The organism is Mycoplasmoides gallisepticum (genome assembly GCF_900476085.1).
Taxonomy (GTDB): Bacteria; Bacillota_I; Bacilli_A; order Mycoplasmatales; family Mycoplasmoidaceae; genus Mycoplasmoides; species Mycoplasmoides gallisepticum.
Genome location: NZ_LS991952.1, coordinates 924,159 through 939,275 on the forward strand (window position 1 = coordinate 924,159; position 15,117 = coordinate 939,275).

Annotated in this window: 7 protein-coding genes, 1 tRNA gene and 5 pseudogenes; 5 read left to right on the plus strand and 8 right to left on the minus strand. The window is 28.6% G+C overall.

The features are described from left to right. Positions 1–73: 73 nt before the first annotated feature. The 3 genes and pseudogenes from D2833_RS03805 to rlmB form a co-directional block, all read right to left on the minus strand. A pseudogene (locus D2833_RS03805) lies at positions 74–2,482 on the minus strand (hypothetical protein). Between the two features lie 147 nt (positions 2,483–2,629). Continuing rightward, on the minus strand, positions 2,630–3,445 hold the full coding sequence (locus D2833_RS03810; protein WP_231992435.1) for a DUF308 domain-containing protein: 816 nt from the start codon (positions 3,443–3,445) through the stop codon (positions 2,630–2,632). Between the two features lie 125 nt (positions 3,446–3,570). Further along, positions 3,571–4,116: pseudogene (gene rlmB, locus D2833_RS03815) on the minus strand (23S rRNA (guanosine(2251)-2'-O)-methyltransferase RlmB). Between rlmB and D2833_RS04375 the strand changes: the two are divergent. The 5 genes and pseudogenes from D2833_RS04375 (at position 4,052) to mip (ending at position 10,761) form a co-directional block, all read left to right on the plus strand. Next, positions 4,052–4,680 (plus strand): annotated as a pseudogene (locus tag D2833_RS04375) (aldehyde dehydrogenase family protein). The pseudogenes rlmB and D2833_RS04375 overlap by 65 nt on opposite strands. A gap of 16 nt (positions 4,681–4,696) precedes the next feature. Then, positions 4,697–5,077 (plus strand): aldehyde dehydrogenase family protein, encoded by a 381-nt coding sequence (locus tag D2833_RS04380; protein ID WP_261974431.1) that lies wholly within the window; start codon positions 4,697–4,699, stop codon positions 5,075–5,077. 153 nt (positions 5,078–5,230) lie between these two features. Next, positions 5,231–7,255, plus strand: coding sequence for a putative immunoglobulin-blocking virulence protein (locus tag D2833_RS03835; RefSeq protein WP_117274119.1), 2,025 nt, complete (start codon positions 5,231–5,233; stop codon positions 7,253–7,255). Between the two features lie 269 nt (positions 7,256–7,524). Further along, positions 7,525–8,209: pseudogene (locus tag D2833_RS03845) on the plus strand (ATP synthase beta subunit C-terminal domain-containing protein); the annotation flags it as partial. Between the two features lie 174 nt (positions 8,210–8,383). Next, positions 8,384–10,761: pseudogene (mip, locus tag D2833_RS03850) on the plus strand (Ig-specific serine endopeptidase MIP). A gap of 353 nt (positions 10,762–11,114) precedes the next feature. Here the strand turns inward: mip and D2833_RS03860 are convergent. The 5 genes from D2833_RS03860 to msrA form a co-directional block, all read right to left on the minus strand. Continuing rightward, the gene (locus tag D2833_RS03860; protein WP_011113958.1) at positions 11,115–11,369 is read right to left on the minus strand and encodes a hypothetical protein; all 255 of its coding nucleotides are present in this window, start codon (positions 11,367–11,369) and stop codon (positions 11,115–11,117) included. A gap of 156 nt (positions 11,370–11,525) precedes the next feature. After that, positions 11,526–11,831 carry a hypothetical protein gene (locus D2833_RS03865; RefSeq protein ID WP_011113959.1) on the minus strand — a complete coding sequence of 102 codons (306 nt, stop codon included), beginning with the start codon at positions 11,829–11,831 and terminating at the stop codon, positions 11,526–11,528. Positions 11,832–12,188: 357 nt separating this feature from the next. Further along, entirely contained in the window at positions 12,189–14,336 is a 2,148-nt protein-coding gene (gene ligA, locus D2833_RS03870; protein WP_011113960.1) for an NAD-dependent DNA ligase LigA, read from the minus strand. Between the two features lie 141 nt (positions 14,337–14,477). Beyond that, a tRNA-Gly gene (locus tag D2833_RS03875) sits at positions 14,478–14,551 on the minus strand. A 45-nt stretch (positions 14,552–14,596) separates the two neighbouring features. After that, positions 14,597–15,079, minus strand: coding sequence for a peptide-methionine (S)-S-oxide reductase MsrA (gene msrA / locus D2833_RS03880; protein ID WP_117274123.1), 483 nt, complete (start codon positions 15,077–15,079; stop codon positions 14,597–14,599). Positions 15,080–15,117 lie beyond the last annotated feature (38 nt).

Below are 15,117 nucleotides of genomic sequence, written 5' to 3' on the forward strand. Positions count from 1 at the left end.
TTCATTTATTTAAATAAATAGAAAAAGAAGAACCAAGAACAATTAGGTTCTTCTTTTCATTAATAACTAATTATTATCTACGCAAGAATGCGAATCTAGTTCTGAAGAAGTCCGCAGTTAAACTAAAGAAGTTTGAAACTCGTTTTCTAATCCAATCTAGAATTCCTACTCTAATTGAATTTTCATTAGATGAACTATTAGAAGAAAATGAACCTTTAATTTTTAATGGTTCTTTGGTTTTAATAGTCTTACTATTTAATTTAGAAAAATCTTCAACAATTGTTTTTTCTCTTGTTGAATCAATTTTACTATTTTCATTCATCGCATTTACAATGATAGGAGAACTTAATTCTTTGTTTCTTCTTTCAGAATCAGAACTTATTTTTAAAAGTGATCTTGAAGCAGATTCAACTGTAGTTTTTTTAGTATTTAAAACTCTAAAATTCACACCATTAGAATCAAGTCTAATTGAACTATATATAACTTTATCTACATCATTAGCAGATAAACTGCGTTTTAGTTGATCACGAATTTTTCCATCTTTAAAAGTGTTTTCGAATGATAAAGTAGCGTAAGTTAAATCACCTTCGTTATTTATACTATAATGAGGAATTATATGTTTATTAGGATTTTCTTTTTTGATTTGATCAAATTTTTGAATAAAGATATACGGATTATCTTTAGCTCAAGGATCGTTTCAAATAAGTTTTAATGAATTTTCAAAGTAATCTTTATTCTTTTTATCTAATAAAACTACAGGAATAAAGAATGAACGAGCTTCTCGCTTAAAGGTCTGGTTATTACCTCTAGTTGTTGTAATGTATATATAGCCTGTTTTTAATGCTGAAGGATTGTTCTTTACGAAGGTTCCGGCAACTTGATTGAACGGTTTTGATATAACTGGTCTACCTTGTCTATCTCTTGGAACTTTAGCGTAAGAAGCAGGTTCAATTTCATCATTTCCATTAAGAAATTTATTTAAAATTTTTAGGTTATCAAATGAACCTTCATTTGGTGTACTTAATACTGGAGCTTCTCAAATTAATGCTTTTTTAATTTTATCGCTTATCTTATCGATTTTATTAGCACCACTAATTAATGTATTACCTTTTAATTCATCATAAACTTTATCTAAGTCTAAATTTGCTGATAATTTAGGTAAAGTAACATCATTGTTATCAGCCCTTTTATCTTTACCAGTACTTATAAATTTATAGTAGTTTTTAATTAATTCTTCAGAAGAAGCGCTATCCAATGTACCGTTTTTAGATTTAGCCGAATATTTTACGTAACTTTTAACTAATTTGTTTGCCGAATTTTCAAGATCATTAGAACTTGTTAAAACAACTGGTTTGTTAGGACTATCAATTTTTTGAGAAAGGTATTGTTCGTACGAAGCACCTAAAGCAGTTAATGGATCATCTGTTGGTTTTCTAACATCTTTAGCGGCTCTAATTCCAACGTTATTTTCTTCATTAGTCACAGCACTTAGATTAGGTAATCTAACAGAATTTCTTGGCGAACTATTAGTTGAACTAACACTTTCATCATCTAAAAAGCTAAATGCTTCTTCTATTAATTGATCAGTAGATTTTAGGTTAGATTGAAAATGCTTAACTTTATTATTATTCTTATCTAAGTAATTAAAGAAAGCTAATTTATTATCTTTTTGTTCTGGATTTTCATTTAAAAATTTAACGAAATCACCAAAATCAGGGTTTATAATACCAGTGTTAAACCCATCATTCATTGAAGCAAATCAATCAAGAGGTAATAAATAATTACGTTGCGTATTTTCTTTTTTGAAATCAATTACTAAATCTTTAAGTTGTCTTCCTTGAGCTAATAATGACTTGTTTGATGAAGGAGAATCTAACGGAATTGATGTTAATTCAACTTCGTTAGGTCTAGTTTGTAAATCTATAGCAGTTGGAACTGTTCATCTATTAGATGAATTCTTTTATTTATAACCAAGAACTGAAATACCAGCAAGAGAAGCTCCTAATACCGCGCCAACGGTTGATCCTATTATAACAGCTAGATTCGGTTTATCGATATTACCGCTAACCTCTTTATCTTTTATGTTGGGCATCGAATTATTAACTGAACCTACAGGGTTAATAGGTTGGTTTCCGTTAATTGGAGCAGATTCATCTTCACTTGTTTTTTCATCTGAAGATGAAACAGAAGTTTGATCACCTACAATAATAACGTTTTTAGAATCTTTTGCATTTTCTTCATCTAAGAATGGTAAGAATGATAGATCATTATTCTTAACCGAACTATCACTAGAAGAGTTTGATCCATTTATAGGAGGATTAGAATCGTTCTTATTTTCTTTAGCTGCGTTTTGCGAACTTTGTTTAAAGTCGGTTGCATTGTTTTTACTAGCAAAAACAACTGGTGTAATAATAGCAGTTGTTGCTACTGCTAAAGCTGTAGTCGTAATTACAGCTATTTTTCCTTTTGATAATTTTTTCATAACGAGATAACCTAACCTATATATATAACTATATATATATTACTTTAATTTAGCTAAATTTTGTTATTATCTACAAAGTTTTTAGCAAATTGTTTAACGAATGATATTGAAATTATAATTTAATTTTTATAAAGAGTTTGAATATTTCTATTTTTTATTTTGAAAATTATTTTGAGCATTCTGAACTTGAGGGCTTCTTAAATTAACTTGGTTAGAATTAATTTGAACAGGGAATTTACTTTTATTATTCAATGACATATTAGGTTGATTCATTGAATTTATATTCGTTAATGGCTTTTGATTTCGAACCATCAGATTTTTCTGGTTATTAACGAATCCATGCACTGGTTTTTGTTGAAATCTATTAGGTAGTCTTAATTGTTGATTATTATTAATTTTTAATTGCGGATTGAAATTCGAATTAACTACTAAATTATTGTTAGCAATAATATTTCGATTAAAAATCTGACGTTTTATATTATTAGCTGGTACATTAACTTGGTTTGGTATTAATTTAATATTAGGTTGATAATTGATTTTTGGCGGAATAATTTTTTCTTGTTTTAATACATTATGTTCATCACTTTCAGAAGAAGTAAGTAATTTTTGTTCTTTGACTTTCTTTGTTTCTCTTATGATTTCTAACTGTAACGCTTTAAGCAAATTAACTTTTACTAAATAGTTCATTATACACATACAGATTCCACTTATTAAGAAAACTAAACCAAAGATTACACCAATTATTCCCATTGCTAGTAACCCAACACCAGTTGATGTTAGTTCTATTTCGTTGTTATTAGAAACCTGTCTTAATGATCTACCAACAATACTAAATCCTAAAGCGCCTAAAAAAATAAAAACAGCAGCTAAAACAAAAAAGATAACAATAATATTAATTTTTGTTTTCTTATTCAATAAAGATTGTTTGTTATTTGTTTTTTCTTTTTTATTTGTATCTGACATAAGATTTTATTTAATGGTGCTAATCATTTAATCAATTTAATGATAATCGAAAACTTGAATTATTGTATCTATATAAATTTCTATTTATTTTGAATGTTATTTTAATACAAAAAATAACTGAGATGTTAAACAAAATTATTGGATTTTTGTTTCATATTAAATAGCATTATGCCTGTAGCCACAGACACATTCAAGGATTGAACCTTGTCTGTATACATTGGAATCTTAATTTGGCAATCCGAATTCTTAATTAGTTGGTTAGACACACCTTTTTGTTCATTACCTACAATTAATATAGATTTTTTAGCATATTCTTGGTTGTAGTCAGCAGCCTCACTGCTTAAATTCGAAACGTAAGATCAATATCCATATTTTTCTTGAAGGTCTTTTATGGCATATGAAAGGTTTGCAACTTCAATTAAATTAAGATAAAAACAAGCACCAAGCGATGTTTTTATTACAGTGTTATTAATTCTGGCTTAATTATCTTTTTTAAAAATCACGCCAGATACATTAGCTACTAAACATGTTCTTAATATTCCACCAAAGTTACCTGGGTCTTGTATTTGATCTAAAACAACAAGAATTCTTTCTTGTTGTTCTTTAATGCGTTCGCAAAATTCATTAAATGATGTCGCTAAAGAATTAGCATCAATTTCAGCAGGTAACACAGCAGTTATCAAATTAAGTGATTTTGTTCCAAATACTTGTGATCTATTGTTGAAAATTTTTAGCAAGTATTTTGATGAAAAATATATCTATTTTATGGATAATAATAAACATTCTATCGAAGAAATGATGGCGTTAAAATATGATCACATTTTCTTTACTGGCAGCGATAATGTTGCTAAAAAAGTTATGGAAAAGCTTCAGCTGATTTGACACCAGCAACTTTAGAATTATGTGGCAAATCCCCATGTATTATTGATAAAGATATCAATCTAGAAAAAACTGTTAAAAGTTTTTTATTTGGAAAGATGTTAAACGCTGGTCAAACATGTATTGCGCCAGATTATTTGGTTGTTCACAAAGATATATACAATTCTTTTATTAACGAATTAATTAAACAGTTAGAAGAATTAAATCTAAATACGAATGACATGACGCACATTATTAATGAACAACATATGAAACGATTAGAAAGATTAATATCTAAGACACCAAAAGAAAAGATCATTTATCAAAAAGCTAATCAAAAAAAACTATTTTCATTCTTTAGTAATTGGTGATGTTAGTTTTACAGATTTGATTATGAAAGAAGAGATATTTGGTCTGATTATTCCAATTATTAAGTATGAAAATATCGATGGTTTGATTCAACAGTTTAAAACTAAAGACCGAGCATTAGCTTTGTATATGTTTAGTAATAACAAAGATATTACGAACAAAGTGTTTAGTTGTTTAGAATTTGGTGGTGGAGCTATCAACGACACTGTTATTCATATAGCCAGTAGCAATACACCTTTTGGTGGAGTTAGTGCTAGTGGAATGGGTAATTATCATGGCTATTTTGGTTTTAAAACCTTTAGTTATGCCAAGACAATATTAACCAAAGGAAAGATTGGCAACAACTTAAGATATCGTCCGTATACTAATCAAAAATTCGAGTTGATTAAAAAAAATTTTAAGTAATCTTTTGAATAAAGACATATCTTTATATTGTTAGATTATTTTTTAACACTAGTGTTAATGCACCCCTTTGCATCAATCTAAATTTTCCTTTATAATTAAGTATATTAATCGATTTATAGTTATTTAATGAGCTTTTACTTTTTGATTAAATAAATGTTAAATTCTAAAAAACGAAAGATCATTAAATTGGTTACTTTATCAGCGACTTCATTAACCGTAGCAGGTGGAACAACTTTAGGGATTGTTTATAGTCAAAATACAGGTACCAATAACGACAGCTTAGTTCAAAGACAAAACAAAATTACCTTAAATGGTAGTGGTAAAGCCCAAGATGCTTATAATTCTAACCGGGATAATAACTTACCTGAAGTAGAAAAACCTGATACTAAAGCTCCGGTTGTAATAGACAAACCTAAACCTGAACCTGTTCCAGAACCAATTCCTCAACCTGAACCTAAAAAACCAACAATAGAAGATATGTTGCCTCAATCTTCTGAAGGTTTTGTTAATATAAATGATTTACCTGATTTAGATTTTAGTACGCTCAAACCTGTGAAAACTCCTAAAGGTCAATTAAGCGAAACAGATAAAAGAACTATCAAAACAGCAATAAGTACTTTAGTTGATTTAACAAAAAATTTGCCATCTCATTTTTCTAAAGAGGAAATTGCACAAATTAATAAAGCAATTAATGACATAAGAAAATTAAATGCTTATACAAAAAATGAAAAAGATAATGATTGAAGTTCTTTATTAAATGGTTTAATTGTAAATGATGGTAGAACTACCGAAGAAAAAGCAAATGCTATTGGCTGACCTTATAAAGATAATCGGCACAATTATTCTTTATCATTTAAATTAATGTGAGAAAACTATCAAAGAGATCTTGAAAGTATGTTAGCTAAAGGTATGGTTCCTAGTTTACAATGAGGTTCATTCGGTAATGTTTGAGGTTTTGCTGATCATAGTGATAACGTAGTAAGAAATAAATTAATTGCAGACAATAATAGTAGATATTTTCCTTACAATACAGAATATAAAAGAACTTCTGGTGTAATTCGTAATTTAGATTACGAAGGATTTAAAAAACAAGACGCAACTGATAGATTTACTGAATATGGAGCAAGTAGTAATAAAGGAATTACTGTTTTAGAATATACACCTGAAGGCGAATTTGCCAAAAGTAAAGTTCAAGGCAATCGTTTAATAGCTGTTTTAGATGCATCAAATAGAGAGGGATACAATAGTTTCCTTAAATTCTTACAAGATGCAACAAGAGCAGGCAGAAAAATTGATGGAATTGTAATTAAAAATATGGGTCTTATTGATAAGCACCAAGACTTTAGCCAAATTCTTGCTCAAATGCCTGATTCAATTCAAAAATTAACGCTATTTTTCGAAGGCAAAGACACTTCATCATTAATTGGTTTGAAAGACAAAAAAATTCAAGAAATTGATTTATATAATTCAAGCAATACTATAGCTGATGATTGAGCTATAAATCCTTATGCACTTAAAGGAGTAAAAAATATTACTTTTGATTATAACTATGACATAGGTTTTCCTGGCATACCTGGTAATAATCGTGATATGCCTGGATCAATAGTATTTAATACTTTAAAATTTGATAAAGGTATGTCATTAAGTCAAATTAATGAAGGACTTAAAATTGCTCTTAACGATAGATTTGGTGAGAGAATCTTCCAAGGTCAATTTGGAGATGGCTCATGACCTACTTATTTAGATTTTTCTAATCTTCCAGAAATCAAAAGTTTACAAGGTATGAATTTCTATGGTAGAGTATTTAAAAAATTAACCCTTTATAACAATTCGAATGTCTTTACTGTAGATAGTAAAACTTTACATCAACAACAATGATCAGCTTTATTAATTAAAGGACCCGATCGTCCTAAGTTAATGTTTGTTTCTCCTCAAAAAGTTGATACACTTTATATACAAGGTAACGCGGTTGATTTAGGCAATAATTGAGGTCCAGAACTTTATGGATTAATTGAATCAGGAAAATATGTTTTCCAAAAAGTTTATGTAGATAATGAAACGATGGAAAATACATTAAATAGTTCTCAAGCCTTTACTACTTTTGGTAAAAGAGCAATTGTAAAACCAAGAAACTTTGATACTAATGGAGTAAATAGTGAAAACATCTCGTTTGAATAATTCAAAAGTTTTAAGATTCAATTGAGAAAAAGAAAATATTTTAAGAGTTATAGCTTTATCTACTCTGTTTATCTTTGTTGTTATTTTTGGCTTCTTATTTGAATTTGCTATGAAGCATTTAAGTGTTAATTTACTTTCTTATGAAGATTTGTTTAACACTTCTTATACTTTACATAAAGAATCAAATTTCTATGTATTTTATACTGTAATTCTCTTTGGTCTTTTAATAATAAGTACTATGAAAAGTTATTTTTTTAGTCAATAAAAATAACAAAGAAAATGTCTTATCATTTATTGATAATATTTTCCGTTTTTTACAAGCTGGAAATGAAGTTGCCGCTTCTTTAGATAAAAAACCTTCAATCGGTGGTTATCAAGCAACTTTAAACAGTCAAATTTCGCAAGCAGAACAAAGATTATTTAATAATGAAAATGGTTCAATTGCTTCCTTTCAAATTGTTTTCTTACCATTGGATGATTTATCTGATCCTTCAGCTGTAGCTGTATTTAATCACTTAAATTCTTCATTAGTGCTTTCAAGAGAAATTAGTGCTAAAAATATTTTTTCTGCTTTTGATCCTTTAGTTTCTTCATCAAATAATGTTAATCCTGAATTTATCGGTCAAAGGCATTATAATGCCATTTTAGAAACTAAATATATTTTGCAAAAATATAAAGAAATCGAAGATGTTATGTTAATTTTAGGTTTTGATGAATTAGACGATGAATCTAAAACAATTGTTAAAAAGCTTTACAATTACAAAAATTCTTCTCACAAAATTTCTATATGACAGAACATTTTACACTTAAAAGTGGTCTTTTTGTTAAAGTGGGGTTTTTGTTAAATTGGAAGATACAATTAGTTCAGTTGAGAAAATTTTAAAAGGTGAATTTTTAGATTTAAATCCAGAAAAATTCTCATATATTGGTTCAGTAGATCATATTAAAATTTAGAAAATAAAAAATTCATTTTAGAACTTTTACTATATAGAAAATATATTGATTTGATTAATTTTGCTTTTAAAACAGCATTTTGATCAAGAAAAAGAGTAATCTTAAACTTTTTATAATTCATTAGAATTGTTATTTAAATATAAAAGAAAATTTTTAATTTTCTCAAGGAGTATTATGAAATTAAAATTCAAACATTTATTTTTAGGTAGTGTTTTGTTGTTAACTGGATTAACACCTTTGATGGTAGCTTGTTCTAAAAAACAAATAGATGATAAAATTAATCCTACAACTCCATCAGACGAAGAAAAAAAAGCTAGTGATAAACACGGAGGTTTAGTAGAAGTACAACCAGAAGGACCTTCAATTAACTTACCAGGCACTAATCCAACTAATCCGACAATTCCAACTAATATACCAGGAAAACCACAATTGGCTATTGATAATATTGAAGCATATAGAAATTTATCAACAACTGAAAAAATAAAGTTGATTTAGAGGGCTATGTTAATGCTTTAAGTAGATTACATGGTGGATTAGAAAATGTGCAAAATGTTATTTCTCAACGTTATAACATTCCTGCTTTAAATGAAACTCAAATTCAAACTTATAATCAAAAAGCCGCAGCAGCAAATCAACCTGATTATGCTAGTGCTCTATTAAGAAATTTTTCTATAGTTAATGATAATAATTATTTATATGTAAATCCTATTAGAGATTCATCGAAAGCTGCTTATTGAAATTCAACACCAGGTAATCGTGGTTTACCAAGATATTTACCTAATGAAATTTATAAAAAAGCAGCAATGCAAACATATGCAATTGAATTTTTCAATCATAATTCAGAATTAGAAAAAATTCCCAAAGGTAGCTCAAAAGCTTATTTAACTTACCGTGGTACTGCATGGATTTTAGATTATGAATTAGATAGTAATGGTTATCCTACTAAATGATATTTAGCAACTAACGCTCACGTAGCAGCTGGTTTTATGAAAGCTAAAAGTGATGGTTCAAGATTTACTAACATAGTTGATTTAAATGCTGAAAAAGAACGTTTTGAAAAAGTTCAAAAAACTTTTGATGAAGGACAAACTAAATGAGAAGGAATAAGTAAAAATTATTTAGATAAAATTGAAAAACTGCACGCTGATGTTAAAAAATATCATGGTTTAAAACAACAAGCTGAAACAGACGGCAATGCTGCTAAAGTTAGCGAATATGAAAATTTAATTAAAAAAATCCAAGATAATGATTTACCTGCTGCATATAAAGAAAAAGATAGCAAAACTTCAGAAGAATGAAATAAATTACCTTTTGAATATCGTAAAGCTTGATCAGATTCACAAGAAACTCTAAAAGCAGGTTTCTTGGGAGAAACTACAAGTATTGTTATTAGTCATTTTAATCAAAATACCCCTTTAAACCAATGATTAAGAACTAATGCAGTAGCTCCAACTGTAGAAAAATTTACTTTTAAACCAGAACAAGTTAAATTAGTTTATGCTGGTGTAGATTTTCTTAATTCAAGCCCTAAAGATTATATAGATCCTTCTTCTCCAATTAGTAAAATTGAAGAATCGGCCGATTTTGCTGTTCTTGAAATTGATTTTAATCATCCAAGCGGTGTAAATGATACTTACAAATATACTACAAGAAATACTTTACAACCAACAAGCGATCAAGAAAATGTTGTAGAAAATGCCGGAGAATTAGCTAAAATAGCTACTTCAGATTATGCAAATTGAGAGAAAAAAGATCAAATTAGTTTTATTTCTAAATCTTTAAAAGCAACTTATGAAGAAGATCAAAAAGCTATTATTAATGATGTTACACTTACTAATGGTCAAAAAACAAATGCTAAAAAAGCTAATTTAAACTTTATTTCAGTGGGATTCCCAATTTCTTCAACTGATAATCACTTAGAAAAAACTTATGATACTGATGTTGATCGATTAGAAGAAGATAGTCAAAGTTTATGAATTAATAAACCAATTTATATAGCTGAAGGTAAAGAAAATGGTATTATCGGAACTAAAGAATACGGCGGTAGTTTGAATCCTGCTTTAAGTATTAGAAACTTTTTAAATATGCCCGGAATTACTGATTTTACTATTTCTAATCCTTTAATTCAAGCTGAAAAAAATGTCGGTTATGTTTATAATTTTATAAAAGATACTCAATCAAATTATCAAGGTAATCAATATACTAATTATGGATTAGGTTATTCTCTTAATTCATGACAACCATTAGGTGGGGCTTCAGGTTCAAGTGTAAGAACTATTGATAATAAATTAATTGGTATTAACTTTGCTACAGCAGATGGAGCTGGTGTTTCTTTAACAGCATTTACTCAAGCTTTTAGAAGTGAAGGTGAAAGTTACAGTGGTTTTTATGGTAAATACCAATTAGAAGAATATGATTTAATTTATGGTGGTGGTAAAAAGCAAAGAACTTCATACCGTCAAGCCCTAGAGTCATTAAAGGCAAATATTAAAACAGCATTATTCCCTAATGGAACAAATGAAATTCCAGAAGAATTTAAATTCAAAAATTAATAAAATTTTAATTATTTTATGGAGGAAGTACGATAAAAACAAAAAAGATTAAATTATTAATTAATTTTGGTGCAATTAGTATTTTAGGTGTTGCTGGAGCAGTAACGGCTAAAGTTATTGTTGATAAAGCTAGAGATTTAAATGTTATTATTGCTTCAAGAGGTGATAAATTAGTTTTAAATTTATAAAATGTTGAAACTGATCATATTAATTCCTCAAATAAAGATAACAATTTAAAAGAAATAAAAGAAGAAACAATAACTCCTGTAGTTAACAATAAAGAAGAAAATCAAGTTGAACTCCTGTGAAACCTAAACCTAAACCTGAGAAAAAACCAGAAAAACCTAATAGGATTAATTAGCTGCTTTATCAACATTAACTTGATTTCGAGCATCTTCTCAATTAATGTTGGTAATTAACGTTCATTGTGAGAATAATCGCTTTTTATTTTTATCTCTTTGAGTAAAAATAAAATCTTTGATCTCTTCTTGTTCATTATCTCCATCTGGAAAGAAACTATAGATATTTCTTAATCCATAGCTTTCAAGTTTTCTGATATCAGTATGACTTGAAAAGTAAATTTTAATTCTTGGATTATTTGTTGGCAAGACCTATTGAGAATGACGGCTTGGAGAAAGCTGATCTCTTCAAGTGTTAGTTCTAGGCGTGTAATAAATATCCATTAATCAGGTATCCATTTATCCGCAATGAATTGGGATAATACGTTTGAATCTTCAATGCCGTTGTATGTAACATTATCATTGTTACGCACTAATTGAAGAATATGAATATGGTTTGCGCATATGATCTGAATTAGATCATAATGCGATCTTTTTATCAGGATTCTTTTCAACTAGATCTGTTATATATGTAGTAACCATACTGTTATCATATCATTCATCATCTTGATCATCTACGATCACACTTGAATTAGCACGAATCGCTTCTTCATTTGTTTGATCTACAACACGATCGTTTTTTAAGAAATTGATTAATGCATCAACATTAATGTTTCTTTGGAACTCATGAAAAGGCATTAAGATAAAGTGAACTTCCTTGTTAGATAGCATAGCTAATCTTAAAAAGTTATAAAACGGTTGAACCCCTCATGATGAAAAATATACGTCAATATCAGCATCATCTTGTGCTTTAAGAATATTGGTTTGTAAAGCAAGTTCTGGGTCGTATTGTTTTATCTGTTGAGAATCCTTTCCTTTTTAGTTATTAGGATTAAAACAAGACGTTAATGTACCCATTAACGGCATTGTTGCCAATGATAAAACTAATAACTTCTTTTTCTCCCATATCATAAGTGTTTTTTTATATAGGGTTATTATACTAAAAAATTTGGTTGATCGTTTTTAACAAAATGATCATATATTTCGTATTTTTATCGATATTCTATTTAAAAAACAATTTAATTTCTTCTATTTGTTCCAGATTTCTTCTTGAATGATCGGAATATTTAGCACTTTGGCTTGGTTAATTTTTTTAGCTGTTGGACTGTTACCCGCTAAAACAAAATCAACGTTTTTAGACACACCACTTACAAACTTAATTTTGTATTTTAAAGATAGTTTTTTAATAATGTCGTTTCGTGAGATACTAAAAGAACCAGTGATTACAAACTTTTTATCATAGTAGATAGATGAACTATCAACTAAATCATTATTGATCTCATCTTTAGTGTTAATCGATAAAGTTTTTAATTGTTCAATTAATTCCCAATTTTTTTCATCTGAGAAAAAACTAAATAGTGAATTAGCAGTTATGCTGCTAATATCAGCTAATCGCATGTAATCTTCAACAGTTAAGTTTTTAAGTTGATCAATATCGTGATATGTATTAGCAATCGACTTCGCTGTTGCTATTCCAATATATTTAATATTAAGTGCAGCCAATAACCGATATAATTCTCGGTTTTTAGATTCATTAATACTGTTAATTAATTTATCAAACGATTTCTCTTGAAATCTAAAGTTATATTTTAAAGATGATTTAGAAAACCCCTTCTTAAGCCAAGGTTTGATAATAATCTCTTTGTATCGTTCTAATTGATAAATATCTAAAACGCTATTAACAAACGTTTGTTCTTCATTATCTAATAACTTAAATAAACTAAGATCTTCACTAACATTTTGATTGGTGATTAATTCATTACATTCTCTAATAACATCATTAACTTTAGTATTAAAGAATAAAGCTAAAGTGCTTTCACTCAAACCTTCAATGTTCATTATTGGTTTAGAACAATAATAGATTAGATATTGCAATTGCTTTTGTTTACATTGATCATAAATACAATATCAATCAACCTCTTCAGGTTTTTTTACTAGAGGTTGATGACAACTTGGACAGTTGTAATCAAACTCAAGTTTTTTAGCATTATTCGGTCGTTTATCTAGATTTACACCAATCACCTTAGGGATGATCTCAGCAGCCTTAATTAAATATACGTAGTCATTAATCCTGATATCTAGGTCGTTGATATACTCTAAGTTATGTAAAGTTGCATAAGTGATAATCGAACCTTCTAATTCAATTGGGGCTAGTTGTGCAACAAAAGTTAGTTTTCCAGTTCGACCAACGTTAAGGATAATATCTTTTAATTGGGTTTGCACCTGAGTAGGTGCAAACTTGTATGCGATTGCTCATTTGGGAAACTTAGAGGTGTAACCGATTATTTCATAATCCTTGAAGTTGTTATATTTGATTACAGCTCCATCGATTCGATAATCTAATTTATTCTTGTTGTTTTCTAGTTCTTTAAGACTGGTGTAAAGTTCTTTAATGTTGCTAAATAACTTAATCTCTTTAGCAACATTAAAGCCTCATTCTTTTAACTGTTGGATCACTTGATACTGGGTTTCAAAACCTAGTTCATAAGCGTTGGGAATATAATAAAAGAACGCATTAAGTTTACGTTTGGCAACTTCACTAACATCAATGTTTCTTAAACTTCCAGAAGCATAGTTTCTAGAGTTCGCAAACTTCTTATCTTCATCTCTTGAAGCATTAATTGCTTCAAAGTCTTGATTACTTACGTAGACCTCTCCACGGATAACGATCTTTTTGATCGTTGTATTAATTTTTAATGGGATTGTTTTAATTGTTTTGATATTAGCTATCACACTCTCACCAAAAACCCCATCACCCCTAGTAAGCGCTTCAGATAACACGCCGTCAAGATAAATTAATGAGATTGATAAACCATCAATCTTAGGTTCTAACACGTAAGGATTATCTTCTTGTTTACTTATCTTAGCAATATTTTCATTAAAGTTAAGCAACTCTTCAAAATTAAAGCAGTTGCCCAATGATAACATCAAGTAATCATGTTTAACTTTAATGAACTTATTGCTAATTGATGATCCCACTCTTTGAGTGGGGGAATAACTTAAAACGTATTGTGGGTATTTTCTTTCATAACCTAGTAAAGTTCGATAAGTATTATCATATACTTCATCTGAAACACTTGGGTTAGATAAAACATAATACTCATGTTCTCATTTAGTTAATTTTTTAACTAAATCTTCGATTATCTCTTTAATACTTTCGTTTTTCTTTTCAATCATAATGATAAACTAAGCTTAACTTTTGAATCAATAAAAAAAGAGTGCTTAATTGCACTCTTATGAAGATTTGTATCAGTGCTTGATACAAATTTTTTGTCACTAATTCTCGCAATTAGCAACCAATGTCGTTTAAATTATTAATGGAGCAGATGACGAGAATCGAACTCGCGTCTAAACCTCGGCAAGGTCTCGTTCTACCATTGAACTACATCTGCACACTAATAGTTTAACACAAAAAAATTATCATATATTAAGAGTGCTTACTCAAACTTAATGTGGCAATAACCACCTGGATTTTTTTCTAAATAATCTTGGTGATAATCTTCGGCTTTAGAAAAGTTTTGCAACTTTAAAACTTCAGTAACAATTGGTTTAGAATATCTTCCTTGGGCTTGAGATAATTTAGATTTAATCACGGTTTCATCATCGTCATTAACAAAATAAAATCCGCTACGATACTGTGTTCCCCGATCGTTTTTTTGGTAGTTCAATGTTGTTGGATCGACAACTTTTAAAAAGTGATCAATGATCTCTTCTAAACTGATGATCTGATCATCATAAGTGATCTCAACTGTTTCCACACCACCAGTTAAACCGCTACACACCTCTTTATATGTGGGGTTTCTAAACTCTGGTTTGTAGTTGGCATAACCAACAGAAGAATCAATGATTCTTTTGGTTCTTTTAAAGTACTCTTCTACACCCCAAAAACAACCACCTGCTAAATATATTTTTTTAACCATTTCTTTTCTTTCTAAGCTTATTAAGAATCTTAAGGCTA